We start from the raw sequence: 25820 nt of genomic DNA, 5'->3' as shown, positions 1-25820 counted from the left end.
TTATTGGGCCGCAAGCGGGCTTGTTGGGGTGTTGATTTGTGGTTTGGTGGTTGTGTGTGCACCGCCCCCTCGGTGTCGTCCGGGATAACGCGGGGACGACGGCGGAGTATATTTGCGCCCCTACTTCCCCCACCGCAGCGCCAGCGCATCGCGCTCCTTGGCCAGCTCCAGCAGCCCCGCGCGCGTCGCCGGATGCAGCGGCTGGAGCGGATGGCGCACGGTGTCCGACTTGATGACGCCGCCGGCCTGCATCATCACCTTGCAGGCGATCAGGCCGCATTGGCGGTTCTCGTAATTGATGAGCGGCAGCCAGCGCTCATAGGCGGCTTTCGCCTCTTCGCGCTTGCCGGCGAAATAGGGATCGATGATCTGGCGGATGCCGTCGGGATAGCCGCCGCCGGTCATCGCGCCAGTGGCGCCGGCATCGAGATCGGCCAGCAGCGTGATCGCCTCCTCGCCGTCCCAGGGGCCCTCGATGTCCTTGCCGCCCGCCTCGATCAGGCTGCGCAGCTTGGCGGCGGCGAAGGGCACCTCGATCTTGAAATAGCGGATGTTGGCGAGCTCGCGTGCCAGCCGCGCGAGCAGCTCGACGGAGAGCGGCGTGCCGGCCACCGGCGCATCCTGGATCATGACGGGAATGTTGATCGCGTCCGAGAGCACCTTGAAGAATTCGACGATGCCTTTCTCGGGCACGCGGAAGGTCGCGCCGTGATAGGGCGGCATCACCATCACCATGGCAGCACCGGCCGCCTCGGCCTGCCGGCTGCGCGCGGCGCAGACCGCTGAGCTGAAATGCGTGGTGGTGACGATCACGGGAACCCGGCCCGCCACATGCTCCAGCACCGTATGCATCACCGTTTCGCGCTCGGCATCGGTGAGCACGAACTGCTCGGAGAAATTGGCGAGGATGCAGAGGCCGTTCGAGCCGGCATCGATCATGAAATCGATGCAGCGACGCTGGCCCTCGAGGTCGAGCTCGCCGCGCTCGTCGAAGATGGTGGGCGCGACCGGGAACACGCCGCGATAGGGGCGCTGGACCTTGTGTTGTGGCGTGACCGGCATCGAACTCTCCATCCCTGATGTATCTTACGTCTGTCTCAGCGCTCGCGAAGCGAGCCGGCACAGATGTACCCGCCGCGCGGACCGGCGGCAATGCCCGCGCGCCGTTGGATGGAAGAACTGACGGAGACTACGCAGGGCTACCGCATATGAAGCAAAACGTGGCAGGAAGCTCGCCTACGGCCATCCTTCGAGACGCCCGCCTACGGCGGGCCCTCAGGCTGAGGTCTCGCTTCGTCGCGAAATATCAGACCCTCATGGTGAGGAGCCCGCCAAAGCGGGCGTCTCGAACCATGCAGGCCGAGCACGTCCGGCAACCTCTCGACTGCCGTATGCGATTGACCTGGGCGACTACGCGGTCTTCACGGCGCCCAAGAAGCCTTCGACCGCGACGCGGAGACGATCGGCGTCGGCCGACATCTTCTTGACGGAATCCGACAACACCGTGCCGGCGTTGCCGGTCTCCTGGTTCAGCCTGGCGACGCTGCCGATGGTGTCGGTGACCTCGCGGGTGCCTTGCGCGGCCTGCTGGAAGTTGCGCGAGATCTCGGTGGTCGCCGCGCGCTGCTGCTCGACGGCGGCGGCAATCGCCGTCATCTTCTCGTCGATGCCGCTGATGGCGCCGCCGATCGAACGGATGGCGGCCACGGCCTGCCCGGTGGCGCCCTGGATTTCCTCAACCTGGCGCGAGATCTCTTCGGTCGCGGTTGCAGTCTGCGCCGCAAGGCTCTTGACCTCGCCGGCGACCACGGCAAAGCCGCGGCCGGCCTCGCCCGCGCGCGCCGCTTCGATGGTGGCGTTCAAGGCCAAGAGGTTGGTCTGGCCGGCGATGGCGTTGATCATCTTCACGACCTCGCCGATGCGGCTTGCGGTCTGGTCGAGAATCTCCACCGTCGCATTGGTCTGCTCGGCCTGCGCAACGGCCTCGCGGGCCTCGCGGGCGCTGGACTGCACCTGTGCGGAGATCTCGCCGACGGATGCGGAGAGTTCCTCGGTCGCGGCCGCGATGGTCTCGAGATTGTTGGTCGCCTGCTCGGCCGCGGAGGAGACCGCCGCGGTCTGGCTGCCCGATTCCGAAACCAGCGAGCGCACGTCAGTTGCAGTGGCATCGAGCTCCCTCGTCGACGCTACGACGCTCTGGATGACTGCCTGCACCGTATCGTCGAAGCTACGGCAGGCCGCATCGACGGTGCCGGAGCGGGCGAGCTGGAGCGCCTGCTGCGATTCGCGCTCCTGGCCCAGGCGTTCGGCGGTGGCCGCGCTTTCGCGCAGACTTTCGAGCGCTGCGGCCATGGTGCCGAACTCGTCGGGATGCCGGGATTGCGGCACCGGAGTCGCATAGTCGCGCGCGCTGATGCGGGCGATGGCATCGAGAATGGCGCGCACCGGGCGCATGAGGCGATTGCGCACCACGAACACGCCGGCCAGGGTCACGGCCAACGCCAGCAGGAACGCGAGCGACTGCACGATCAGATTGGTGAGGGCTTTCTGCTGAACCGTCTCCGCGCGTGCGATCGACTGGTCGAGCGCCTTGTTCGCGACCGCGACGATGGACGCGAACGGCGACTGGCACAGCGCGTTCCATTCCGCGGCGGGCATCGCGGGACGGCCGCTGCCGTCGAAGCCTTTGGTCAGCTCGCCGATCTGCTTGAGGACACCGTTGGTCTTGGCGCGCGCCTCCTTGGCCGCATTGGCGAGGTCCGCAGTCACGTCGGGCGCAGCCAGCAGCTCCTCCATGCCGGTCCAGCCGGCGGTGACGATGCCGTTCCAGCCGGCCACGGTCTGCTTCTGGGTCTCATCGAGCGGCTTGGAGCTGTTGACGTTCGGGCGCAGGGTCGAGCACTGGATGCCGTAGCGGTCGCGCACCTGCCAGGCGAGGCGGCGGGCCTGGATCATGCGGGCGATGAAAGGATCGTTCATCCAGGCGCGGTTCGACACCGCGGTGGACGCGAGATTGGCGGTCTCGATCACCTTGGTGACGGCATCGTACCAGGCGGCGGTGCGCTCCACCTTGCGCTCGCCGCGCGGCAGCTTGGCCTCGTCGTAGAACAGCCGGAATTTCGGCGCGGCCTCGCTCCAACGCTGCTTCAGCGTGCTCGCAAGCTCGTCCCGGCGGGCGAATTCGACGGTGGAGAGCGCGGCCATGATGGCGTCAAAGCCGGCCTGCTCTGCCTTCTCGGCGGCGCCCAGCTTGGCGCGCGGATCGTCCTCGCCGAGCAGCGCGCTCTGAGCATCGCCGCGATTGTTGCGCAAGGACAGCACGCCATGGAAGATCGCCTTGTCGGCGTTCGCGAGCCGTTCAGTCTCCAGACTGTCGCTATAGCGGCCGAAGGCCCCGAGCATCTGGATCGCCGTGCTGGTCAGCGCACCGACCGCCAGCAGCGCCATCAACACCAGGAGAAGCGTGCTTACCGATTTCTTAAACATTGCCATGGGTCGCGGCCTACTCGTCACGAATAGGCCACCTTGCATCGCGACATGCCAAGGTTTGGTTAAGGCTTTAATCAAATACCCGCGGTTTGTGCCTGCCGGTAGGCCGCGTTCCTTCACCCAACCTTGGTGAAGTCAGGCGGACGGCGCTCGGCAAAGGCGGTGAATGCCTCGCGCGCTTCGGCGGTGCGCAGGCGCTGCGCGAACTGCTCGCCCTCCGCGTTCATCTGCACGACCAGCGCCTCGCCATTGCGCATCAGCTTCTTGGTGGCGATGAGCGCGCCGGCCGGCTGACGGGCCAGACGCTGGGCGAGTACGAGCGCCTCGGCATCGAGCCGGTCGAGCGGCACCACCCGGTTGGCGAGGCCCCATTGCAGCGCGGCCTGCGCCGGGACCGTCTCGCCAAGCGCAAACATCTCGTAGGCCCGGGCATAGCCGATGCGCGCCGGCATCAGCAGGCTGGAGGCGGCTTCCGGTACCAGCGCCAGGCTGACGAACGGCGTCGACAATTGCGCATCGTCGGCGAGCACGACGAGATCGCAATGCAACAGCATCGTGGTGCCGACACCGACGGCGCGGCCCTGCACGGCCGCAACCAGCGGCCGGGTGCATCGCGCCAGCGACTGGATGAAGCGCACGACGTTGCGGCTGCCTTCCGACTTGCCCGCAGCGACCGCCGCGAATTCGCCGACGTCGTTGCCGGCGGTGAACATGTCGCCCTCGCCGCGGATCAGGATCACGCGGGCCGACGGATCGAACTCGGCGGATTCGATGCTGTCGGCGAGCTTGCCGTACATCGCGTCCGTGAGCGCGTTCTTCTTGTCGGGGCGCGCCAATGTCAGCGTGAGAATTCCGCCATTGTTCTCAATCCGGACGTGCTCGGTCATTCGTCTGCTCCTACTATTCGTCTGAACTTCTTGGAAACTTGTCCTGAATGCTCGTCAGCCAGCGCGCGACGACGTCGATCTCCGCAGCCGTGAATCCTTCCATCAGCGCCGCATTGACCTCCGCCGCACCTGCTTTCGCCTGCGCCAGCGCGGTGCGTCCCTTCGGGGTCAGCCAGATCCGCCAGGCGCGTCCGTCCTCGCGGTCGGCCCGCCGCTCAATCAGTTTGGCGGCCGCGGTGCGGTCGACGAGGCCGGAAATGCCGGCCGGGCCAAGATCGAGCGCCGCGCCCGCCTCGCCCATCAGCACGCCGTCCTGTCGGCCGAGGATGAAGAGCAGCCCGGCCTGCGCCGGCGTCACCTCGCTCTCGGGCCGAGCCGCCATCCAGCGCTGCAACCGGCGTTGCGCGACGCTCAGCAGATAGATCAGCCGATGGTGGGGCATTTTAGTTCGCATGCGAAATATATATTCGGGGTTGGTGGGATTGTCAAAAGAGCTTGCTAAGCGCCACACGCTTGACCGCCAGCTCTTTTTATGTTCCTTATTTGTTCTATTCTAGTTTTGGTTGTGGCGGAGTTATTTCATGACGAACGATGTGCGCGGCGAGCGTGAGCCGGCTCAGCTCGTGATTCACAACGATGACGAAACGCCGGACGAATTCGTCATCGGGCTGCTGCGCCAGGTTTTTGGCAAGTCGGATCGCGAAGCAGCCGCGCTGATGACGCGGATCGAGCGCGAGGGGAAAGCCGCCTGCGGTCCCTACCCGCAATCCGTCGCAGAGGCGCTTTTCAAGTCGGCCAGTCAATATATTTGGCTGGGCCAGCATCCCCTGAAGATCACGCTTGAAGAGATCAGGACTCCCTGTGAGCTCTGCGGCAAGCCGAAAGGGCAGACGGATGTTCGCATCGGCAGCCGTACCGTGTGGCTATGCAGCGACTGCATGCGCGCCGCAGACACCGTGAATGCGCCGCAAGAACCGGAAAAGGAGCTCGAACACGCCTGCGAGGTGCTGGACTGGCACTTCACCGGCGTCCCACGCAGCAAGCTCGTGACCACGATCCGTCAGTTTCCCGGCCATATGCGGGTAGATCTCCAGGCCGCGATCGACCGCCTGTTCGGCAAGGCGATCCGGCTTTTCGGGCTGAACGAGGAACAGCGCTACGAAACGCTGTCGATTTCACGGCTCCTTCGGGAAGGCCGCAACGCGCTCGCGATTGCACCGCTGCAATATTCTGACCTCGATGTCGGCGAGAAGAGCCCGGTCAAGTGCCTCGATAACGGTCTGTGGCTGTGCGAGCAGGATGGTCTTCGCTACGCGGTATTGCTCTGCGCGCACCGCGAATACAGCCGCGAGCCGGGGATTCGACTAGAAATCGTTGTGCCTGCGGGCACCGCAGGCGCAGTCCTCGTCCAGCAATGCTTCGGCGAATTGGAACAGGCCGTGCAAGCCGCGCGCACCTATCGCGGAAAAATCCTCTCGCTTGATGCCGACTCTGACTATCGCGGATACTCGCGCGGCATCACCGTGCATCGGTTGCCGCCGGTGTCGCGGAACGAGGTGATCCTCCCGGAGCGGACCTTGCGGCTGCTCGATCGCAACGTGCTGAATTTCGTCGGCACGCGCGATCAGTTGCGCCGGCTTGGCCAGTCGACACGCAAGGGCATCCTTTTGTACGGGCCGCCCGGCACGGGCAAGACCCACACGATCCGCTATCTCGCAACACATTTGCCGGGGCATACGACGCTGATCATCACCGCCGAGCAAATCGGCCTTCTCGGTGCCTATATGAGCCTGGCACGGCTGCTTCAGCCGTCGATGGTCGTGATCGAGGACGTCGATCTCATTGCCCGCGACCGCGACGACATGGGGCCGTGTGAGGAGTCCATGTTGAACAAATTGCTCAACGAGATGGACGGGCTGAAGGAGGACGCAGACATCCTGTTCATCCTGACCACCAATCGGCCGGAGGACCTCGAAAGTGCGCTCGCCGGTCGCCCCGGTCGCATCGACCAGGCGATCGAAGTGCCCCTGCCTGACGAGACCGGCCGCAACAAGCTGGCTCGGCTCTATGGCAAAGGACTGCCGCTCAATGATGCGGTCGTCGCGGAGGCCGCCCGACGCAGCGAGGGCACGAGCTGCGCGTTCATCAAGGAACTGATGCGACGGCTGGCGCAGGCCAGCCTCGCTCGCGATGGCGGCAACTCCGTAACGTCAGCCGATATCGACGAGGCCCTCGATGACATGCTGTTCTCCGGCGGCCGCCTCAATGCGCGCCTGCTCGGCGGCGCGCAGGAGATGGCAGCGGGATGAAGTTAGTCGCGAAGGCCAGCCGGCCTCCTCCCTTTAGGGCGCACAGGTGAAGCTCGAGGCCTCCGTCAACGGGCCGCGCTTGTAGTGCGGCCAGGCTGGCCAGCGGCACAGCGGCAGCGCGCGGGTCACCGCAAACGACGGCACCTCGATCTTCTGCTCGGTGACTTCGAGATCGCCGGGCGCCTTGCCGTTCTCGACCCAGTCGACCAGCGCGCTCAGCATGTCGACATTGGCCGGCGCCCCGGAGCCGACATGGTCGACACCGGGGGCGGTGTAGAGCCGCGCAAACTCGGCGGTCTCGGCCTTGCCGAGCTTGCGCTCGACGCTCTCGAAATAGCGGATGCCGGCATAGGGGCTCTGTGCGTAGTCGGCCATGTGCTCGAGCATGATCAGCCGACCGCCGCGCATCCGGAAGCGGCTGAGATCGGGATCGGTCGAATCCATCAGCTTGGAGACTTCGAGCAGCCGCGCCTTGTGCTCCTCCAGCTTGTAGGTGGTGACGTCAAGCTTGGGATCGCGCGCGAACACATATTGAATGCCTCCGGCGCCATAGATCCAGGCGATGCCATTGTTGGGCGCAGGCGGCTGCGCCGGCGGCGCGGTGCCGAGCCACCAGGCCACCCAGCCGCCGGTCGGGCCGATTGCCGGCGTGTCCTCGCCGGAGATGCCCCAACCCGGATAATCGTCGAGACCATTGGCGAGCGCGAACGGGAATTTGTAGGTGCCATGCAGCGTGTTCACGGCCTTGATCTGCGCCTCAGTGAGACACTGATCGCCGCTCTGGCCCGCCGCGCAGCGCAGCGTCTCGACCTTGAACGCCGCCTTGCAGGCGACCGGATCCTGCACCAGCGCATCGTCGGAGCCATCGGCCTTGTCGCAGGCCGCGCGCACGGCATCACCCACGAGCTTGACCTGTGCCGGATTGATCCAACCCGCGCCCATGGTCGCGAGACCAGAGCGGGTGCCGGCATGCTGCAAGCCGACCCAGTTGATCACGGGCACACGGGCGAAGATGCCGTCGAAATCGTCGGGGTAGCGCTGGGCCATGGTGAGGCCTTCGCGGCCACCCTCGGACGAGCCCATGAAATACATCTTGTCCGGCTTCCTGCCGTAAGCGCGCTGCATCAGCGCGACGGCGGCATCGCGCACCTTCTTGTAGGCGCGATGAGCGAAATTCTCGAACGCCTCATCGTTGAGCGCGAACAGCTGCGGTGGCTCGCCCTGCTTGGTCTCGTGGCCGGAATCGGTGCCATAGGTGACGAAGCCGCGCGCCAGCGGTGACGGCTTGTCGAACGGATAAGCCGGCGGCAGCGCAAGTCCCGTGATCAGCACGCCGTTAAAACCGCCGCCGCCATATTGCAGCGAGCGCCCGTTCCATTCGACGGGAAGATTGACCTCGAATTTGATCGGCGGCGTCTTGGGATCGGTGGGATCGATGTGTCCGAGCACCTTGCAGAAGCGCGGATTGGCCGGCGTGATGCGTCCCGACGGGGTCGGCCCGCGCTCGGCGACCGCGAGTTGCGACGGCGCCTGCAACGCCGCGGAATCAATCTTCACGGCGTCAGTGCCGACGAGCGCCTTGCAGACGGCATCTGCATCTTCCGCCAGCGTCGCCGCCGACGCGCTGCCCGCAGTCAACGCAGCCGCGGTCCCTACGAGCAAGACACAGAGCTTCGCACGCATTTGCGCCATCGTTCCCCCCGTTTTCTATTCTCGTTCGATCCGTCAGGAAGCCGCATTGAAGGCGACCTCCGGCCGGCCGTCAATGACGCGCTAGTGCTCGAACACCAGCCGCGCGCCGACCGTGCCGTCGAGGGCGCGGATCTGCTGGAGCAGCGCGGCTGAATCCTGACCGCCGAGGTCGGCGTCGAGCACGACATAGCCGAGGTCGCCGGCGGTCTCCAGATATTGCGCGGCGATGTTGATGTCGCGCTGGAGGAAGACTTCGTTGAGCCGGCGCAGCATGCCAGGCACGTTGCGATGGACGTGGCTGAAGCGCGCGCCGGAGGGGCGCAAGTGCAGCTGCACCTCGGGGAAGTTCACCGCGCCCATGGTCGATCCCGTGATGAAATAGTCGATCAGCTTGCGCGCGACCTCACCGCCGATGCGCTCCTGCGCCTCCTCGGTCGAGCCGCCGATATGCGGCGTGAGGATGACGTTCTCGAGGCCCTGCACCGGGCTCTTGAACCGGTCCGCGTTCGAGGAGGGCTCGACCGGAAACACGTCGACGGCCGCGCCGGCGAGATGACCATCGCGCAAGGCGCGCGCGAGCGCATCGAGATCGACCACGGTGCCGCGGCTGTTGTTGATCAGGAACGAGCCTGACTTCATCGCCCGCAGCTCCTTCTCGCCGATCATGCCTGATGTCTCCGGCGTCTCCGGCACATGCAGGCTGACGATGTCGCTCTGCGCCAGCAGCTCTTCCAGTTTCTCGACCGGCTCGGTGTTGCCGTGGCGGAGCTTGTCGGTTCGGTCGAAATAGATCACGCGCATGCCCATGGCTTCGGCGAGCGTCGAGAGCTGCGAGCCGATATTGCCGTAGCCGACGATACCGAGCGTGCGGCCGCGCACCTCGCGGCTGCCGGTCGCCGACTTGTCCCAGCCGCCCTCATGCGCCGACACCGAGCGCGGAAAGATCCGCCGCAGCAGCATCACGATTTCGCCGATCACGAGCTCGGCGACGCTGCGCGTGTTGGAGAACGGCGCGTTGAAGACGGGAATGCCGCGCTTGTGCGCCGCGGTGAGATCGACCTGATTGGTTCCGACGCTGAAGCAGCCCACCGCGAGGAGCTCGTCGGCGGCGCCAAGCACCTCGTCGGTGATCTGGGTGCGCGAGCGGATGCCGAGCAGCGACACGCCCTTGAGCGCCCGCCGCAGATCTTCGCCGTCCAGCGCCTTGGTCAGGCGCTCGACATTGGTGAAGCCCGCGCTTTTGAACAGGTCGACAGCGCTGTCATTGACGCCTTCGAGCAGCAGCGCCTTCGCATTCCGCTCGGGGCTTTGGCCTGTGGCTGGCATGGTGTCTCCGTAAGTAGCAGCTTTGCCGCAGCTCATAGACCGCGGACGGTCCGCGGCACAATAGGGATTGGATGCGGGGAGAAGATGGCGGCGGCCGGTAAGCAGGGAGGCACCGCTCTCAGCTTCAAAGTCGTCCTGGCGAAAGCCAGGACCCATTATCCCAGGCGCCTGGTGTCCGGCAATCTGGGGCCACGAGATCCCCAGACAACACGGGACGGTGGTAATGGATCCTGGATCAGCGCTCGCTATCGGACAACGCTACGCGTTGCCAAGCGCTCGCTTGTCCAGGACGACGAAGAAGATTTGTTGCGCGGCAACAGAGTCAAATCACATAAAACCCGTGCGTTCCATCCCGGCGGAGCTGCTCGACGAGACCATACTCCCAATCCAGATAGGCCTGCATCGCGGCTTGCGCGACGTCGGTGCCTTCATAGGGCCGGCGGTAGCGATGCGCCGGGTCGGGCTTGGGCAGCAGGCGCGGCGGACCAATTTCGAGCGCACCGTCATAGCCGCCTTCGAGCACATAGACCTCCCAGCCCATCTGCGCCAGCCAGGACGCCGTCATGTCGGCACGCACGGCCTTGTCGTCGGTCAGCAGGATACGCGCTCCGCGCACCGGCGCGGCCATGTCGGTCTCCTGGACCAGCTGGCCGCCGGGATAATGACGGAAGCCCGGCAGATGGCCTGCGGCATATTCCTCCGCGTCGCGCACGTCGAAGCGATAGAGCGTGCGATCGGTCTGCGCGACAAGCGCCGCCGCCTCGCTCGCGCCGATATGACGAACGCCGGCGCGATAGGCGACGTCGCGGGCATTGGCCGGGCCGCCTTCGAACGGCCCGATCGCGCCGCGCCTGTCAGCGCCGTGATCGAGCGTGTGGCGCGCCAGCGTCCAGCCGATGGTGCCGTTGCGCAGCGCGCGCACCTTGTTGGGCACGCCGGCATTGATCAGCGACTGGGTGCCGATGATCGAGCGCGTGCGGCCGGCGCAGTTGATGATGATGGTGGTTTCAGGGTCGGGCGCGGCCTGCCCGGCCCGCAGCACCAGCTCCGCGCCGGGCACGCTGACCGAGCCCGGAATGTTCATGGTGGCATATTCGTCGAAGCGGCGAACATCGAGAATGGCGATGTTGGCCTTCTCGGCAATGAGTTTCGCCACCTCGTCGGCGCTGAACGAAGGCGTGTGGCGGCGCGCCTCGACCAGCTCGCCAAATGCTTTTGAATAGGAATTGACGTCCCCGAACACTTCGTAGCCCGCCGCGTGCCAAGCCTTTAGCCCGCCTTCGAGCACGCTGATGTTGCTGTAGCCGAGCGCGGCCAGCCGTTCGGCGCCGGTTGCGACCAGCCCCTCGCCGTCATCATAGAGCACGATCGCCACGTCCTTGCGCGGCAGCCTGACCTCGGCTTCGACCGCGATCCGGTCGGCAGCCATGTTGGCGGCGAACAGCGGATGACCGGTCGCGAACGCCGCCTCGTATCTGAGATCAAGCAGCGCGATCTCCTCGCGCAGGAGCAGCGCGCGGCGGATCTCGGCGGGAGTGACGGTGGGAAGCTTCATGGCGTGAACCCTTGGGGAGGACAGGCCACGGGCTTTTGAACCATTGCAAGCGCGTTGGCTAGCCTTCGCCGCGGCTCACTCGCCGGGAACGAGCCGCCCCAGCGGCGGCTGCGCCGGGCGCCGCAGCTTGCGGCGTGACAGATAGAGCAGGATGCCGGTGACCGAGAACAACGGCATCAGCGCCGCGGCAATCATAAAGGCGAGCTTGCCGGGCCAGCCCAGGATGGCGCCGCGGTGGATGTCGTAAATGGCCGCGATGACCTTCTCGCCGAACGTCTTGTCGGAATAGCGCTCCGCGGAAGCCAGCTGACCGGTGACCGCGTCGATACGAAACTCGTCGCGCGTGGCCTCGAGCGTCATGTCCTTCCCCCACGACCGGATCCGGATCACCGTGCCGGGGCTCGCCGGCAGCGTCAGCAAAGCCCTGGCGAAGCGGCCGCCCTCCTCGCGCTGGAACATCGTCCATGCCTGATCGAAGCCGATCGGCTGCGCCGGCTCGGGACGGCCGGCAGCGCGCGGCGGGTTTGCGGGCATCATCTTCGCCGCCGGGCCTTGCGGCCGCGACAACAACCAGACGACGCCATCCTTGTACCAGTCGAACGAGTACCAGAGCCCGGTGAGCGTCATCACCAGATAGATCGGCAGGACCCAGGTGCCGATGATGGCATGCAGCGACCGGTGCAGGCCGCGGCCGCTAAGCGAGAGATTCGGCTTCAGCCACATCTTCACGCTGCCGGCACGACGCGGCCAGCGCAGCACGAGGCCCGAGACCAGCATGACGATCAAGCCGAGCGCCACGACGCCGGTGATCTGACGTCCCCAGCCCTTAGCGTCGCCGGGGATGAGCAGCCAGCGATGCAGCCTGCGCACGGTCGCGAAAAACTCCTCGCCGCGCGGCGAGCCCAGCACGCGTGCGTCATAGGGGTCGACATAGAGCGAGGCCGGCCTCCCGCCCTGCTCGTCGCGCCCGAAGCGGACACGCACCGCCGCGGACGGATCGCTCGACAGCATGACGGCCGAGACTTTGCCGACGTCCTGCGTTGCCTTCAGCCGTGCAACCAGCTCGTCCGGCATCAGCGCCGGCGCGGGCCGCGGCACCACCAGCATGATGCCAGCGTTGAGATGGTCGACGATCTCGTCCTCAAAACTCATGATCGCGCCAGTCAGCGCGATCAAGGCAAGCAGCAGCGCGAGCGCGAGCCCCGCGATGGAATGGACCTGAAGCGGGATGGACTTAAAGGCACGCCAGGACTCACGCATCGGCACCGCCCCCTCTGGTCGGGACGACCCGCAAATCGGCTTCAGCGCGCTGCAGCCCCATCGCTAGAACTTCACCGTCGCCGACAGCGAGAAACGACGCGCATCACCGATCGCGACGTTGAGGGCGTTCCCGGTGGTGGACGTATAGTAGACCTTGTCGAACAGGTTCTTGATGTTGAACTGGTAGGTCACCGGCAAATTGTCTATCTTCGTGTCGTAGGTCGCAAAGATGTCTGCCACGGCATACGCCGGCAGGAAGAACGTGTTGGCGGAATCACCCGGCCGGTCGCCGACATAGTGCGCGCCGCCGCCGAGCCGCAGGCGTCCGGGAAGCGCGTCACCGAAATCGTAGACGAGATAGAGCGAAGCCGTGTTCATCGCGACGTTCAGCAGCTTGGCGTTGCCGACGACGGGATCGTTGATCAGGCGAGCATCGGTATAGCCGTAGCTACCGATCACGCTCCATTGATCGCTCAGCTTGCCGGTCACATCCAGTTCGACGCCGCGCGACCGGGCCGCACCGGAAGTGCGCCCTGTCGACTTGCCGTTGCCGAGATCATCCAGCACCAGCACGTTCTTCTTGTCGATGTCGTAGAACGCCAAAGTGCCCGACAGCCGCTTGTTGACATCGAACTTCAGGCCGGTCTCCCACTGCGTTCCCTCTTCAGGCGCAATGGTGGAATCGACGACGAAGCCGGCTGTGAACGCCGCGATGGTCGAGGTCGGCTTCAGCGACTGCGTATAGCTCACGTAATACGAGAGCTGATCGTTCAGCTTGAGGACGACGCCACCGAGCGGCAGCACCTTGTCTCCCGCCAGATTGGTGTTCGTGATGAAGACGGGCCGGCCTTTGCCCGCGAGCTGCTCGTATTCCATCCAGCGCACGCCCCCGACCACGGACAGCCAGTTGGTCAGATGAAACGTGTCCTGGGCGAAGAAGCCGCGAGTGCCGAGCTTGTCGGTCTGCTCGCTGTCGGTTGCCGAGACGGTCGAGCCCGGCACGACCAGTCCATAGACCGGATTGTAGAAATTGAAGCTCGGAGTCGCCTGCCGAATCAGGTCGCGGCGATCAATCGTGCGATAGAGCGCCTCGCCTCCGAACAGGATCTCGTTGCGAAAACCGCCAATCCGGACGTCACCCTGCAGATAGGAGGTGCCGTAACTGGCGTTGCTCAGAGAGTTGTGGGTGCCGTCGTTGCTGCGGGTCTCGACGCCGGTCGTCGCGTTGACGCCGGTGATGCGAAGCTGATTGGCGCTGTAGGTCTCGGTGTTGTAGCTGTAGGCTGCCGTGACCTTCCAATTGTCGTCGAGCTTCTGCTCGACCGAGGCCTGCACCAGGTCGGAGGTGCCCCACATGTTGTTGAAGGGCTCATCGAGCCGGCGCGTCGCCGGGATCGCCAGCGGCGCGCCTTTGACGAAGGCCGTGCCGCGGTCGAACGGAGTGATGAACTCGCGGTGCTCATAGGTGAGCTGGACTGTCGTGGTGTCGCCGTACCAGGCCAGCGACGGGTTCACCAGCATTTCCCGATGCCGACCGAAATTGCGCCTCGCTGACGCCATAGCCGATGAAGCGATAGGCGAGGCCCTGATCGCCGATCGGGCCAGTGACGTCGAGCGTGCCGTCAGCACCGCTGCGGTTGTTCGCGAAGGTCGAGCCGAGCAGCGTGATCGAGCCGTTCTGGTAGAGCTCCGGACGCTTGCTGATGGTGTTGACGATGCCGCCGGGATCCATGATGCCGTAGAGCAGCGAAGCCGGGCCCTTCAGCACTTCGACGCTTTCGACGGCGGCATTGAGGCTGCGCCCCTGCACCAGCGGCATGCCGTTGCGCATGATCGAGCCGTCGCGATTGTCGCCGAAGCCGCGGCGAATGACGGCGTCCTGGGTGCCGGCGAGCGTGTTGGTCTGGGTGATTCCGCTGATGTTGACCAGCGCATCGTCGATATTGCGCGGCAACTGGTCTTTCAGGACCTGCGCGGGGACGACGTTCACCGCCTGCGAGGTATCGAGCGGCGAAGCGCCGCTGCGCAGCGTGGTCGCGCTCGGCATGGCGCGGTAGCCGAGCTTTGCGGCCTGCTGCGTGGCGGCTTCCGCGGCGGCGCGCTCCGAGAGCGTCGGTGCGGCGGGCGCGGGATTGCGATTGCGCTGGCGCGCGGCGGCTTGCGCGCGGCGCGACGCCTGTTCAGATGCGCGCGCCGGCCTCATTCGCTGCGCCGGCGCTTCCACCGTCACCGGCGGCAGTGCGGATTGCGCCTGCGCGGTCGTCGTGTTGGAGGGAGATTCGACGAGCAGCACGGCCGCCCCGATGAGAAGACCTGCACGGCTCTTGCCGGCACGAAGACGATGGCCGCTGACGCGTTGGCCATCCACGAAGGCACGCACTTTCATTCCACTTCAAGTCAGGAGCATTGAAGTGTGCGCGTGTAACAGCCGTCGAGATCGAGGAGAACCGTAGCGGAGCTTGAATCGCTCTAGTGTTGAATCATTCTAAGAGCAGACCGGCGCTGAACAGCAATCATGAATTGCCGGTGCACCCTGCGCGACACGCTGCACGCGAAATCGCGGCAACGTGTCCCGATATTTCACGATCACGCGATCGCAGGCGCCATCAGCGCGTCGATCTTCCGCAGGAACGCGGAGCCGTCGGACGAGGCGCGGAGCGGCGGACGCACGCGCAGCCAGCCGGCATCGCCCGTCTGCGCCGCGAGGATCGCCTTCAGCGTTGCGGTGAACGACGGCGTCTTCAGCACGATGTCGATCGCGGCCTGCATGCGCGCCTCGACATCCTTGCCCTCGACCATGCCCTTGACCAGCTCGGGCACGACATTGGCCATGCCGCAGATGGTGCCGGCGCCGCCGGCAGCGATCGCACGCGTGATATCGGCTTCGTTGCCGACGGTGATGGCGAGCTCGGGGCTAGCTACGCGGAAGGCCTGGAACTGCTTGAAGTCGCCGCTGGAGTCTTTCAGGCCCGCGACCTGCTTGCCATAGCGCTTGCGCAAGCTCGCGGCGACGCTGGTCGGAATCGCAACGCCCGACGTCTGAGGGATGTGATAGAGATAGGCGCGCAGTCGATCGTCGGCGACGCCGTCGATGATAGCGGCGAAGGCATCCTCGATGCCTTCGGGCGTGACGCTGCGATCGAAGTAGGGCGGCAGCAACAGGACGTGGCGCAGGCCGAGGCCGAGCACGGCGCGCGAGAGTGCGATGCTGTCGGTGATAGCAGGAAAGCCGCCTCCGATGCCGATACGCTCCGGCGCGACGCCGGCCTTGAGCATGGCTTCGATGGTCGCAACGCGCTCGGCGACGTTGAAGGAGGTGCCTTCGCCCGTGGTGCCGAACAGCACGACGCCGTCGACGCCCTGGCCGAAGAGCTGCCTGGCATGCGCCGCGAGCTTTGCGGAGTCCACGCTGCCGTCCGTCGCCAGCGGCGTCGCCGACGCCACCCAGAAACCGCGAATTGCCTCCGTCATCTCACTACCCTTTAGCTGCGACCTCGGACCAAGCCTCTGATCTCCTGATAGACCTTGAGAGGGCTTTCCGAGCCTTGTTTTTGCTTTACTTTCGATCTTGTACCTTACATACAAGAACGAGGCAAATCCTTTCCACCGTCCCGGCGCGCATAGGCGCAGTCCGATCTGAGGAGGTCTCGCATGGACATGGTGACCCCGAATGAGCGTCCTGACCAACTGCTTGGCGCATTGCGCGACAGGCTCGGCGCGGCCGCGGTGCTGACCGGCGGCGACGTGCCGGCGCGCAATTGCAACGACTGGAGCGCGAGCTTGCCGCAGACACCGCTCGCGGTGATCCGACCGCTCGATGCGCAGGGCGTTGCCGACGCGATTCTGACCTGCCGCCAGGCGCGACTTCCCTTCGTGCCACAGGGCGGATTGACCGGGCTGTGCCGCGGCGCCTCGCCGGAAGCAGGCTGGGTCGCGATCTCGCTGGAGCGCATGACCGGGATCGAGGAGATCGATCCTGCATCGGCGACGATGACGGTGAAGGCTGGCACGCCGCTGGAGACGATTCAGAAAGCCGCGGATGAAGCCGGCTTCTTCTTTCCGCTCGATCTCGGCTCGCGCGGCTCCTGTGCCATCGGCGGCAATCTCTCGACCAATGCCGGCGGCAACCGCGTGATCCGCTACGGCATGACGCGCGAGCTGGTGCTCGGGCTCGAAGTGGTGCTCCCCGACGGCACCATCATCACTGGCCTCAACAAGCTGATGAAGAACAACGCCGGCTACGATCTGAAGCATCTCTTCATCGGCTCCGAAGGCACGCTCGGCATCATCACCCGCGTGGTGCTGCGGCTGTTTCCAAAACCGCGCTCGACCATGGCCGCGCTCTGCGCGCTGAAGGATTATGCCGCGGTGATCGCACTGCTCGGCGCCGCGCGCAGCGGGCTCGGGCCGCTGCTGTCGGCCTTCGAGGTGATGTGGCCGGACTATTGGGACGTGATCACGACGCGCGCCGGCGTGAAGCCGCCGGTCGCAGCAGGCCACGGCCTCTACGTGCTGGTGGAGGCGCAAGGCACCGACGAGAGCATCGATGCACCGCGCTTCCAAAACTGGCTGGAAGAGCTGATGGAGCGCGGACTGCTGGCGGATGCCGCCGTGGCGCAATCGCTGGCGCAAACGCAAGCCTTCTGGCGCGTGCGCGACATCTGCGCAGAATTCGGCCAGGTGCTGGGGCCGCACATCTCCTACGACATCGGCCTTGCGGTGGCGCGGATGGACGAGTTCGCGACGCGCTGCAAGGCCGCACTCGCGAAGGGCATCAAAGGCTGCGAGAGCGTCTATTACGGCCATATCGGCGACGGCAATCTGCATCTCGTCGCCTGGGTCACGGGTCTCTCCGTCGCGCACCAGCCGAAAGAGGAGATGGACGCGATCATCTACGGTCTGGTACGCGAGATGGGCGGCAGCGTCTCCGCCGAGCACGGCATCGGCACGCTGAAGAAGAAGTGGCTGGATCATGCCAGGAGCGAGCCCGAGATCGCGCTGATGCGAACCCTGAAGGCCGCGCTCGATCCCGAGCATCTGCTCAATCCCGGCAAGGTGATCTGACCGGAGAGCCCATGAAGTCGCTGAAGCTCGATACGCCGAAATCGCTGTCGCAGCGGGTGATGCAGCGGCTGCGCCAGGCCATCATCGACGGCGAGTTCGCGCTCGGCGCCGCCATCTCCGAGGAGATGGTGGCAAATTCCTTCGGCGTCAGCCGCACGCCGGTGCGCGAGGCGATGGGCCTATTGCAGGCGCAGGGGCTCGTGGTGATCCGGCCGCAGGTCGGCAGCTTCGTGTTCACGCCGAGTGCGGAAGACATCAACGCGCTCTGTACCTTCCGCATCGCACTCGAGCCGAAAGCGGCCGAGCTCGCCTTCCGCCACGATCGCGACGGCGCAATCGCGACAATGAACGCAGCGATTGCCGCGATGGAGCCGGCGATCGCGGTAAAAGACAACATCGCCTATGGCCGCGCCGACGCCGCTTTTCACGAGGCGCTGGTCGCCCATTGCGGCAACCGTTACCTCGCCGAATCCTATCAGCTCGTCTCCGGCCGCGTCGCCGCGCTCCGTACCAATTTGACCTCGCCGATCGACGTGCGCACCCGCTCGTCCTTCGACGAGCATCGCAGGCTGCTCGATCTGTTCGCACGGGGTGAATTCGCGGCCTTCGAAGCACTTATGACGACGCACATCACCAATTCGGGCGTGGTCTATGCCAAAGCCTTGAAAGTGGAAGCGCTGAAAGTGGAGGCGCCGCAGATGGACGCGCCGAAGGTGGACTGAGCGCCGTCACGGTCCCTCCCTCGGTCCCGGCCTGTCCAGAAAATCCAGCGCGGTGTTGATCTGTTCGAGCTGGTGCTCGAGCCTGTCGCGGTCTTCGACCGACTGCGTCGTCTCGAGCTGTTCCACGAGCTTCTGCTTCCGCATCAGCAAGTTCTCTATGACCGTGCTCACAATTCCCCCATCGCCAGAGGCGAAGATCAGGGCAATGTCAAACCCGGACGCGAGCGCGCGCGACCCGGGCCGCATCGACCCTCCATCAGAATGTTCGCGGAGGCCGATGGTTCCTGCGGGTGAACCACGACGCGATCGCCGAGGTCCGGCAGTTGCTCGCGGGCGGCTGAAGCTTGGCTGGCACCCCGGGGAACCCCGACCTTCCACGCGCCCGTCGGTTGAATTCGGAGCCCCGGGGTCTTATCCGTAGGCCCCCATGGACACCCAGATCATCACCGCCGAAAAACCCCTGATGGCGCAGGCGCGCCCGCGCAAGCCGGCGCCGTTCCTGCCCATGAGCCGCGCCGAGATGGATGTGCTCGGCTGGGATGCCTGCGACATCGTGCTGGTGACCGGGGACGCCTATGTCGACCATCCCAGCTTCGGCATGGCGATCATCGGCCGCCTGCTGGAGGCGCAAGGTTTTCGCGTCGGCATCATCGCGCAGCCGGACTGGCATTCGGCCGAGCCGTTTAGGGCGTTGGGCAAGCCGCGCGTGTTCTTCGGCGTCACCGGCGGCAACATGGACTCCATGGTGAACCGCTACACCGCGGACCGCCGTCTGCGCCATGATGACGCCTATACGGCCGGCGGCGAAGGCGGCAAGCGGCCGGACCGCTGCACCATCGTGTACGCGCAGCGCTGCCGCGAGGCGTTCAAGGACGTCCCCATCGTGCTCGGCGGCATCGAGGCCTCGCTGCGCCGGATCGCGCATTACGACTACTGGTCCGACAAGGTGCGCCGCTCGGTGCTGGCCGACGCCAAGGCCGACTTGCTGCTCTACGGCAATGCCGAGCGCGCCGTTGTCGAGGTGGCGCAGCGGCTCGCCGCCGGCGAAGCGCCGCGTGATCTCGACGACATCAGGGGCGTCGCGCTGTTCCGCCGCGTGCCCGAGGATTATTCCGAGCTGCACGCCGACGATCTCGACTCCGCCGATGAAGGTGCAACGCGCCAACGCGGCTTAACCGTAATCCGCCTGCCGGCGCTGGAGCAGGTCGAGCAGGACCGCGAGGCCTATGCGCGCGCCTCACGCGTGCTTCACCGGGAGAGCAATCCCGGCAATGCGCGGCCGCTGGTGCAGCGTCATGGCGATCGCGATCTCTGGCTCAACCCGCCGCCGATCCCGCTCACCACCGAGGAGATGGACGCGGTCTACGATCTGCCTTACGCGCGCGCGCCGCACCCCTCCTATGGCGATGCACGAATCCCCGCCTGGGAGATGATCAAATTCTCGGTGACGATCATGCGCGGCTGCTTCGGTGGCTGCACCTTCTGCTCGATCACCGAGCATGAGGGCCGCATCATCCAGAACCGCTCGGAAGGCTCGATCCTGCGCGAGATCGAGAAGATCCGCGACAAGACGCCGGGCTTCACCGGCGTGATCTCCGACATCGGCGGCCCTACCGCCAACATGTACCGGATGGCGTGCAAGGACCCGAAGGTCGAGGCGGCGTGCCGGCGGCCGTCCTGCGTCTTCCCAGAAATCTGCCCGAACCTCAACACCTCGCATGACGACCTCATCCGGCTCTATCGCAAGGTGCGCGAGACCAAAGGCATCAAGAAGGTGATGGTCGCCTCCGGCGTGCGCTACGATCTCGCGGTCGAGAGCCCCGAATACATCAAGGAGCTCGTCACCCATCACGTTGGCGGTTATTTGAAGATCGCACCGGAACATACCGAGCGCGGCCCGCTCGACAAGATGATGAAGCCGGGCATCGGCGCCTATGACCGCTTCAAGCGGATGTTCGATGCCGCCGCCGAGCAGGCCGGCAAGAAATATTACCTGATCCCCTATTTCATCGCGGCGCATCCCGGCACGACCGACGAGGACATGATGAACCTCGCGCTGTGGCTGAAGAAGAACCGCTACCGCGCCGACCAGGTGCAGACCTTCCTGCCCTCGCCGATGGCGACCGCGACCGCGATGTACCACACCGGCGTCAATCCCTTGCGCGGCGTCCGCCACGGCGGCAGCGACAAGGTCGAGGCGATCAAGGGCCTGCGCCAGCGTCGCCTGCACAAGGCGTTCTTGCGTTATCACGACCCCGACAACTGGCCGCTGCTGCGCGAGGCGCTGAAGGAGATGGGCCGCGCTGACCTGATCGGCTCGCAGCCCCACCAGCTCGTCCCCGCGCATCAGCCACCCGGCACCGGCAAGGCCGCCGGCACCAAGCGTCCGCTGCGCCCCGGCGGCAGGACGCAGCGGTTCACGACCAAGGGTCTACGGGTGATGAAGTAGCGGGCGAGTGAGCTTTCGTGCCCCCGCAACAAAAAATATCGAAACAACCCCATGCACAGTAGCCGGCCCTAGCGGGATCAATGGCTTAAACGCTTTGCAGAGACGTTGACGCGTCGGGCAAAAAGTCGTTGCCCCGTCGGGCAACACAGGCGCATGATGGCATCATCGGGCTCGTGGGATTAGAGCGCGCCCGGTCTCTACCCGTATCGATATCCTCGAGCTTCACACCGCGTCCCGCGCGCAGGCTGTTACGCGCCTGTTCGACGCGTTGGAGAAAACGAGGATCATGCTCCAACCGGTATTCGAACCAGTCGTCCTCCGTGTCGAACCCGTCCACGGTTCGGCGTCAGTTTGAAACTTCGAACACGCAAGCGAAAGCCCGGCGCGATGGCCGGGCCTTAACCTGTCGTTAACCGTGAAGGATTCAGCCTTCTCGGATCGGCGTCGAGGTATTCGTGCCCATTACAAGGTAGATGCCGTGCTGAGCATCAGCCTTGTTGTTATAGCCCTCGCCCGAGTCAGCGATTTTCTTGTGGTTCGCGGCGTACAGAGTCCAACGCCATTGCAAAGCCCGATCACGATAGAGGTAGAAGAACATGGTAGTAATCTCCAATGGAAGTGATGTTCGTCGGTACTTGTTCGAATACAAATTCGACAACTCGGAATGGGGGATCGAGATCGTTGCTGCCAACCCAACCGAAGCCAACGAGCGACTAAAGGCGATCAGTTGGGCGCAATACAAAGGGGAAATCTACGCGAAAGTCCCCATGGTCCCCGGCCCGATTACCTGGGCTCTTTCCCGAATCCGCAGTGTCTTGGGTATTTGAATTGGAGCGGCAGAAGCGAGCCACAAGGTTCGACGCATTATACTCCGATAAAATAAACATGTTGGCGTAATGCAATTTTTGCTTGCGCCGAATCGAATCGGTGACGCGGCGAGATCAGGCCTTTCACGATGCGGAGGCGCTGCTCCTGTCCCGCCTTGGCGAGGTGACGCTGGCGATGCGGGGCGACGACTTTCGCAAGCGACTCGGGTCCCGGAAGCACCAAGGCATGAGTGCGCGTCACGCTTGATGTGGACCCATCCGCGGCAATGTTGGGGTTTGCGAGGCAAATCCTGGGCCCGTTGGCGCGCGCGCATGACTTCATCAAGGTTACATCGACGATGCGCCGGACCGTTCGATGGTGCCAGCTGCCTGCTGACCCTGCACTTTGTCGATGTCGCGGAGCGATGCCGCATCGCCTCGGAGGTCCGCCGCCGACTGAAGCCGCGCACCCTTCGTGGTCGCCCATTTGAGCGCGCCTCAATGGCGATGAGGTCGCCCACCATGCTGTTGCGGCACTCCGCGTTCCTGGCCTTCTCCGGCGTCGAGCCGGAGAAGGCGGCAGCCGCGCTGAACGCCGTGTCAACCAATTGGAAATCCTCACGCCCGCGCAGAACGAGGCGATTCTGCGTGAGGTTAGCTTTTCCGAGTCGACCCCGTTCTACACCGGCTTCACCTTCCGCGGCTGGGTGGCTTATGCCTAAGACGTCACGGGCTTCATCAAAAAGCCCCGGCATCAATGCGGCACGATATGGGCTAGACTGCACTCATGAAAAAAATCGGATTCCTCTCCTTCGGGCACTGGACGCCCTCGCCGCAGTCGCAGACCCGCTCGGCGGCGGACACGCTGCTGCAATCGATCGAGCTTGCCGTTGCGGCGGAACAGCTCGGCGCGGACGGCGCCTATTTCCGCGTGCATCATTTTGCGCGGCAGCTGGCCTCGCCCTTTCCGCTGCTCGCCGCCGTCGGCGCCAAGACCAGCAAAATCGAGATCGGCACGGCCGTGATCGACATGCGCTACGAGAACCCTCTCTACATGGTGGAGGACGCAGGGTCCGCCGACCTCATCGCCGGCGGGCGGCTCCAGCTCGGCATCAGTCGCGGCTCGCCCGAGCAGGTGATCGACGGCTGGCGCTATTTCGGCTATCGGCCGGCCGAGGGCCAGAACGACGCCGACATGGGCCGGCGCCATGCCGGGGTCTTCCTCGACCTGCTCCGCGGCGAAGGTTTTGCCGAGCCCAATCCGCAGCCGATGTTTCCCAATCCGCCCGGGCTGTTGCGCCTCGAACCGCATGCGCAGGGCCTGCGCGAGCGCATCTGGTGGGGCGCCGGTTCGAACGCCACCGCGGTGTGGGCGGCGAAGCTCGGCATGAACCTGCAGAGCTCGACGTTAAAGAACGACGAGACCGGCGAAGCTTTTCACGTGCAGCAGGCTGCGCAGATCCGTAGCTTTCGCGCGGCATGGAAGGAAGCCGGCCACACCCGCGAGCCCCGTGTGTCCGTGAGCCGCAGCATTTTTGCGCTGATGGACGATCGCGACCGCGCTTATTTCGGCAGAAGTGGCGAAGGCGAGGACCAGATCGGCTTTATCGACCCGCGCACGCGGGCGATCTTCGGCCGGAGCTATGCGGCGGAGCCGGATGTGCTGATCGAGCAACTGCGCCAGGACGAGGCGATCGCGGAGGCGGACACGCTGCTGCTGACGATCCCGAACCAGCTCGGCGTGGTCTACTGCGCGCATGCGATCGAGGCGATTTTGACGCATGTCGCGCCTGCGCTGGGGTGGCGGTGAGGCGATCTCTGCTCCTTGTTCTGAGATTCCCCTCCCAACATTAAGTCCGCGCGCAACGATGTAGGAGCAGATTCGCGATCCTTTGTATGGGGCGTTCGGGCTTTCGTCGGAGCCGTTCGTCCCCAGACCGGAAGTTGCGTTCAATTCAGTACCCAAGCCATCAATGCACTATGGATGAGATTATCGGCCGACAGATAGAGCGCAGATGTAGACCCGGCCCGGTTTAGCTTTTCCAGTCGGGGCGGTCGACAGCCGTACCTGACTTTCCTTGTAAGTGCACCATTGCGAAGGGTTGCTTCCCCCAGGAACATCAGTCAAATCGACCCCTGGCGGATAGCCTTCTGGTCGAGCATCCCAACACGTAGCGACATAACCTAGCCTTGAGGCGTCGCAGAGCGTTGTCCCCTTAACCGTGTACTTTGGAAGCGAACTAGATGTATAGGCGTAGTCGAGACCAGCCCAGTCAGCATTTGTTTGTGTGTCAACCCAGTTGACTTGTGTGGCGCTGACCGCCGGTGGTGATGCACCCACCCCCTTGGCACTCTTTGTCGCGTCGGCCAGCGGAGGTTCCGCTGAGCTCTTTATGCTAGAGGCATAGGCGGTCACGGATATTCCAACTATCTCTAAGATAAGCGCGGCGAAAAGTGCTCGCAGATAGAAATCATGCCTATTTCCGTCTCCACCTCCCAAGACCAAGCGGCCAACTAAAGCGAGCAGTGTCACCACGGCTGTGCAAACAAAGACCGCAACACACACCCACGTCAGCACACTGATAGCGGCATGATCCATAACAGCCCACCCAACTAAATATAGCTTGGGGTCTAGCTAACAGGAACACCTCTGCCCAGTCGTCAATGTCATTCCCGGGTGAATTTCCCCCAACCCGCCGACGGCGCGAACCGAACGGTCGAAGAAATCAAAAATGCAATGAGCCTATCATCTGCAATACAAAGCCGACGAAAATGAAAATGAGTCCGATGACGCTATAGCGAAGGGACGCACGAGCAGTCATCCGGTTTCCTTCAGCTTGCTTCTTTTGAAGAGCCACAACGCTCGCCAAGTGACCGGCCAGTCCCTCCATACACCCGACCGCCTCCTTAACCGCCTCTATCGCTCTTTCGGCGTTGTATGAGACTTCATCTTGAGCCAGAAAGTCCGAATACGAACTCTCTTTGACCCATCTTGCACTCTTTTTTATCTCTTGTATCCAACTTTCTGTCCCACCGTACTCCTCTGCCATCTGGTCAAAGTCGGCCAGATCGTTTGCCGCTTGCGCTCGTAACATTCTCTGAACGCGAATCAAATCTGCTCCCAGCAGCAGGACTCCGAAGAGATCGAGGATTAAACCGATCGGCGACCACCAAGTTGATAGCATTCGTTCACTCGCTGAAGGCCCGGCATCTGTGCGCGGCTATAGATGAGTTTTGCGATCGCTCCAACTTTTGCACGGTCAGCGCACCCAATCTCGCGCACAGGAATATCATAGCCACCACGACGAAGAGATCCTCTGATCCATAACAGATACGCCCCGTTATCAAGACGGTCGGCCATACCGCAGCAAGCAACTGGGAAGCTGCTATGATCGCAGATATCTGTCGTAATGAGCGAAGATGCGTCGAAAGTCAGTTTGCGTTCAAGCCCATCTCGCGACTCTGCAATTTGCGTTTCCAGCGTGCTTCCAGGCTATCGAGATCGACCTCATTCGTTGAACCAACAGTTTCCAATATAGAGACTTGATAATCACTTGGATCACGGCTCTTCAGGAGGACATTGCCGCCGTGTGAATTGGCCATGTAATCTTGCCAACGCCCCCAGAACCCCTCCTCCCCAGATGCTTTTCCCACATACTGCTCTTTGGTCTTCGGGCAGGTGAGTAGGTATATCCCTTTGGTGCTTCGGAGAACTTCGATCCACCCGGTCGGAATGGAAGGCAATTCGGATAGCGTCGACAAGAAAGCGAGGTGACCCGGATAGCGCAGCTCTTGGAATTGGCGGCAAAGCTCAACGATCGGCTTGTCTGTGTTGCGCTGAATCCAACTACGCCAGCCATCACCCCAATCGATGAATAGTACTCCGATGTATTGTTGCAACTCATCCTGCAGACTCAACTCGTACCGGTCGTAACTCCCTGCCTGATTAATCCTGTCGCGTTGATGGGGTCGAGCTAGATCGACATCGCCAGCACCCAAGTAGCGACTGGCGTATAACCCGCAAAAGAGTGTTCCCTTGCCTGGCGTGCCAACGAACGACGCCCAATACCTAGCTCTTAAACGCGAGCGATTGTCAAAGCTCTGAACCGCCTGATATTCATCGAACGCGGCGCGATCTCGTAGAAACAGTTGATACGGATTTCGACCAGGATCGGCACGAGCATCTTGGTGTCGTAAGACGCAGACATCACTCGGACTCACACCAGCCGATTCAAGAGCATGGCGAAAGGTGAGCATTCTA

General features: G+C 64.0%; 19 protein-coding genes and 2 pseudogenes. 7 read left to right on the top strand and 14 right to left on the bottom strand.

Features of this window, described 5'->3' with window-relative positions; all coding sequences use genetic code 11:
• Positions 1-120: 120 nt before the first annotated feature.
• The 4 genes from AAE027_RS34475 to AAE027_RS34460 form a co-directional block, all read right to left on the bottom strand.
• On the bottom strand, positions 121-1062 hold the full coding sequence (locus AAE027_RS34475; RefSeq protein WP_370989136.1) for a dihydrodipicolinate synthase family protein: 942 nt from the start codon (positions 1060-1062) through the stop codon (positions 121-123).
• Between the two features lie 348 nt (positions 1063-1410).
• Positions 1411-3492, bottom strand: a complete 2082-nt coding sequence (locus AAE027_RS34470; RefSeq protein ID WP_370989135.1) for a methyl-accepting chemotaxis protein — start codon at positions 3490-3492, stop codon at positions 1411-1413.
• A gap of 113 nt (positions 3493-3605) precedes the next feature.
• The gene (locus AAE027_RS34465) at positions 3606-4376 is read right to left on the bottom strand and encodes an enoyl-CoA hydratase (protein ID WP_370989134.1); all 771 of its coding nucleotides are present in this window, start codon (positions 4374-4376) and stop codon (positions 3606-3608) included.
• Between the two features lie 13 nt (positions 4377-4389).
• Complete coding sequence (locus AAE027_RS34460; RefSeq protein WP_370989133.1) at positions 4390-4818, bottom strand: MarR family winged helix-turn-helix transcriptional regulator; 429 nt, start codon at positions 4816-4818, stop codon at positions 4390-4392.
• Between the two features lie 139 nt (positions 4819-4957).
• Between AAE027_RS34460 and AAE027_RS34455 the strand changes: the two genes are divergently transcribed.
• Entirely contained in the window at positions 4958-6685 is a 1728-nt protein-coding gene (locus tag AAE027_RS34455; protein WP_370989132.1) for an ATP-dependent Clp protease adaptor ClpS, read from the top strand.
• Between the two features lie 33 nt (positions 6686-6718).
• On the opposite strand, the gene AAE027_RS34450 is transcribed toward AAE027_RS34455, so the two are convergent.
• From AAE027_RS34450 to AAE027_RS34425, 6 genes and pseudogenes are all read right to left on the bottom strand, one after another.
• Positions 6719-8377: a tannase/feruloyl esterase family alpha/beta hydrolase gene (locus AAE027_RS34450; RefSeq protein WP_370989131.1), complete on the bottom strand. Its 1659-nt coding sequence runs from the start codon at positions 8375-8377 to the stop codon at positions 6719-6721.
• Positions 8378-8458: 81 nt separating this feature from the next.
• Positions 8459-9703 carry a phosphoglycerate dehydrogenase gene (gene serA / locus AAE027_RS34445; protein WP_370989130.1) on the bottom strand — a complete coding sequence of 415 codons (1245 nt, stop codon included), beginning with the start codon at positions 9701-9703 and terminating at the stop codon, positions 8459-8461.
• Positions 9704-10025: 322 nt separating this feature from the next.
• On the bottom strand, positions 10026-11258 hold the full coding sequence (locus AAE027_RS34440) for a rhodanese-like domain-containing protein (RefSeq protein ID WP_370989129.1): 1233 nt from the start codon (positions 11256-11258) through the stop codon (positions 10026-10028).
• Between the two features lie 75 nt (positions 11259-11333).
• Positions 11334-12518, bottom strand: coding sequence for a PepSY-associated TM helix domain-containing protein (locus AAE027_RS34435; protein ID WP_370989128.1), 1185 nt, complete (start codon positions 12516-12518; stop codon positions 11334-11336).
• A gap of 63 nt (positions 12519-12581) precedes the next feature.
• Positions 12582-14904: pseudogene (locus AAE027_RS34430) on the bottom strand (TonB-dependent siderophore receptor).
• Between the two features lie 200 nt (positions 14905-15104).
• On the bottom strand, positions 15105-15989 hold the full coding sequence (locus AAE027_RS34425; RefSeq protein ID WP_370989127.1) for a dihydrodipicolinate synthase family protein: 885 nt from the start codon (positions 15987-15989) through the stop codon (positions 15105-15107).
• A 180-nt stretch (positions 15990-16169) separates the two neighbouring features.
• Between AAE027_RS34425 and AAE027_RS34420 the strand changes: the two genes are divergently transcribed.
• Both AAE027_RS34420 and AAE027_RS34415 read left to right on the top strand, forming a co-directional pair.
• Positions 16170-17582, top strand: a complete 1413-nt coding sequence (locus AAE027_RS34420; RefSeq protein ID WP_370989126.1) for an FAD-binding oxidoreductase — start codon at positions 16170-16172, stop codon at positions 17580-17582.
• 11 nt (positions 17583-17593) lie between these two features.
• Entirely contained in the window at positions 17594-18304 is a 711-nt protein-coding gene (locus AAE027_RS34415; protein WP_370989125.1) for a GntR family transcriptional regulator, read from the top strand.
• Positions 18305-18310: 6 nt separating this feature from the next.
• Here AAE027_RS34415 and AAE027_RS34410 read toward each other — a convergent pair whose 3' ends face one another.
• Positions 18311-18550: a hypothetical protein gene (locus AAE027_RS34410; protein WP_091887361.1), complete on the bottom strand. Its 240-nt coding sequence runs from the start codon at positions 18548-18550 to the stop codon at positions 18311-18313.
• A 181-nt stretch (positions 18551-18731) separates the two neighbouring features.
• Between AAE027_RS34410 and AAE027_RS34405 the strand changes: the two genes are divergently transcribed.
• Positions 18732-20753, top strand: a complete 2022-nt coding sequence (locus tag AAE027_RS34405) for a YgiQ family radical SAM protein (protein ID WP_370989124.1) — start codon at positions 18732-18734, stop codon at positions 20751-20753.
• Between the two features lie 424 nt (positions 20754-21177).
• On the opposite strand, the gene AAE027_RS34400 is transcribed toward AAE027_RS34405, so the two are convergent.
• Positions 21178-21351: a YegP family protein gene (locus AAE027_RS34400; protein ID WP_370989123.1), complete on the bottom strand. Its 174-nt coding sequence runs from the start codon at positions 21349-21351 to the stop codon at positions 21178-21180.
• On the opposite strand from AAE027_RS34400, the gene AAE027_RS34395 reads away from it, so the two are divergent.
• The 3 genes and pseudogenes from AAE027_RS34395 (at position 21350) to AAE027_RS34385 (ending at position 23369) form a co-directional block, all read left to right on the top strand.
• The gene (locus AAE027_RS34395; RefSeq protein WP_370989122.1) at positions 21350-21580 is read left to right on the top strand and encodes a hypothetical protein; all 231 of its coding nucleotides are present in this window, start codon (positions 21350-21352) and stop codon (positions 21578-21580) included. The two genes, AAE027_RS34400 and AAE027_RS34395, sit on opposite strands and share 2 nt — an antisense overlap.
• Positions 21581-21692: 112 nt before the next feature.
• Positions 21693-21827, top strand: a pseudogene (locus AAE027_RS34390) (transcriptional regulator); the annotation flags it as partial.
• A 519-nt stretch (positions 21828-22346) separates the two neighbouring features.
• Positions 22347-23369 carry an LLM class flavin-dependent oxidoreductase gene (locus AAE027_RS34385; RefSeq protein WP_370989121.1) on the top strand — a complete coding sequence of 341 codons (1023 nt, stop codon included), beginning with the start codon at positions 22347-22349 and terminating at the stop codon, positions 23367-23369.
• A gap of 916 nt (positions 23370-24285) precedes the next feature.
• Here the strand turns inward: AAE027_RS34385 and AAE027_RS34380 are convergent.
• The gene (locus tag AAE027_RS34380; RefSeq protein ID WP_370989120.1) at positions 24286-24744 is read right to left on the bottom strand and encodes a hypothetical protein; all 459 of its coding nucleotides are present in this window, start codon (positions 24742-24744) and stop codon (positions 24286-24288) included.
• Between the two features lie 247 nt (positions 24745-24991).
• Positions 24992-25816 carry a GIY-YIG nuclease family protein gene (locus AAE027_RS34375; RefSeq protein ID WP_370989119.1) on the bottom strand — a complete coding sequence of 275 codons (825 nt, stop codon included), beginning with the start codon at positions 25814-25816 and terminating at the stop codon, positions 24992-24994.
• Positions 25817-25820 lie beyond the last annotated feature (4 nt).

The organism is Bradyrhizobium sp. DN3, from assembly GCF_041357655.1.
Taxonomy (GTDB): Bacteria; Pseudomonadota; Alphaproteobacteria; order Rhizobiales; family Xanthobacteraceae; genus Bradyrhizobium.
The sequence above is the reverse complement of the archived record's forward strand: the minus strand, read 5'-3'. Positions and strand labels throughout refer to the sequence as shown.

Excerpts from the sequence above, each read along its gene's own strand:
- AAE027_RS34475 (WP_370989136.1), bottom strand. The coding sequence starts at position 1,062 with ATGCCGGTCACGCCACAACACAAGGTCCAGCGCCCCTATCGCGGCGTG.
- AAE027_RS34470 (WP_370989135.1), bottom strand. The coding sequence starts at position 3,492 with ATGGCAATGTTTAAGAAATCGGTAAGCACGCTTCTCCTGGTGTTGATG.
- AAE027_RS34465 (WP_370989134.1), bottom strand. The coding sequence starts at position 4,376 with ATGACCGAGCACGTCCGGATTGAGAACAATGGCGGAATTCTCACGCTG.
- AAE027_RS34460 (WP_370989133.1), bottom strand. The coding sequence starts at position 4,818 with ATGCCCCACCATCGGCTGATCTATCTGCTGAGCGTCGCGCAACGCCGG.
- AAE027_RS34455 (WP_370989132.1), top strand. The coding sequence starts at position 4,958 with ATGACGAACGATGTGCGCGGCGAGCGTGAGCCGGCTCAGCTCGTGATT.
- AAE027_RS34450 (WP_370989131.1), bottom strand. The coding sequence starts at position 8,377 with ATGGCGCAAATGCGTGCGAAGCTCTGTGTCTTGCTCGTAGGGACCGCG.
- serA (WP_370989130.1), bottom strand. The coding sequence starts at position 9,703 with ATGCCAGCCACAGGCCAAAGCCCCGAGCGGAATGCGAAGGCGCTGCTG.
- AAE027_RS34440 (WP_370989129.1), bottom strand. The coding sequence starts at position 11,258 with ATGAAGCTTCCCACCGTCACTCCCGCCGAGATCCGCCGCGCGCTGCTC.
- AAE027_RS34435 (WP_370989128.1), bottom strand. The coding sequence starts at position 12,518 with ATGCGTGAGTCCTGGCGTGCCTTTAAGTCCATCCCGCTTCAGGTCCAT.
- AAE027_RS34425 (WP_370989127.1), bottom strand. The coding sequence starts at position 15,989 with ATGACGGAGGCAATTCGCGGTTTCTGGGTGGCGTCGGCGACGCCGCTG.
- AAE027_RS34420 (WP_370989126.1), top strand. The coding sequence starts at position 16,170 with ATGGACATGGTGACCCCGAATGAGCGTCCTGACCAACTGCTTGGCGCA.
- AAE027_RS34415 (WP_370989125.1), top strand. The coding sequence starts at position 17,594 with ATGAAGTCGCTGAAGCTCGATACGCCGAAATCGCTGTCGCAGCGGGTG.
- AAE027_RS34410 (WP_091887361.1), bottom strand. The coding sequence starts at position 18,550 with ATGCGGCCCGGGTCGCGCGCGCTCGCGTCCGGGTTTGACATTGCCCTG.
- AAE027_RS34405 (WP_370989124.1), top strand. The coding sequence starts at position 18,732 with ATGGACACCCAGATCATCACCGCCGAAAAACCCCTGATGGCGCAGGCG.
- AAE027_RS34395 (WP_370989122.1), top strand. The coding sequence starts at position 21,350 with ATGGTAGTAATCTCCAATGGAAGTGATGTTCGTCGGTACTTGTTCGAA.
- AAE027_RS34400 (WP_370989123.1), bottom strand. The coding sequence starts at position 21,351 with ATGTTCTTCTACCTCTATCGTGATCGGGCTTTGCAATGGCGTTGGACT.
- AAE027_RS34385 (WP_370989121.1), top strand. The coding sequence starts at position 22,347 with ATGAAAAAAATCGGATTCCTCTCCTTCGGGCACTGGACGCCCTCGCCG.
- AAE027_RS34380 (WP_370989120.1), bottom strand. The coding sequence starts at position 24,744 with ATGCTATCAACTTGGTGGTCGCCGATCGGTTTAATCCTCGATCTCTTC.
- AAE027_RS34375 (WP_370989119.1), bottom strand. The coding sequence starts at position 25,816 with ATGCTCACCTTTCGCCATGCTCTTGAATCGGCTGGTGTGAGTCCGAGT.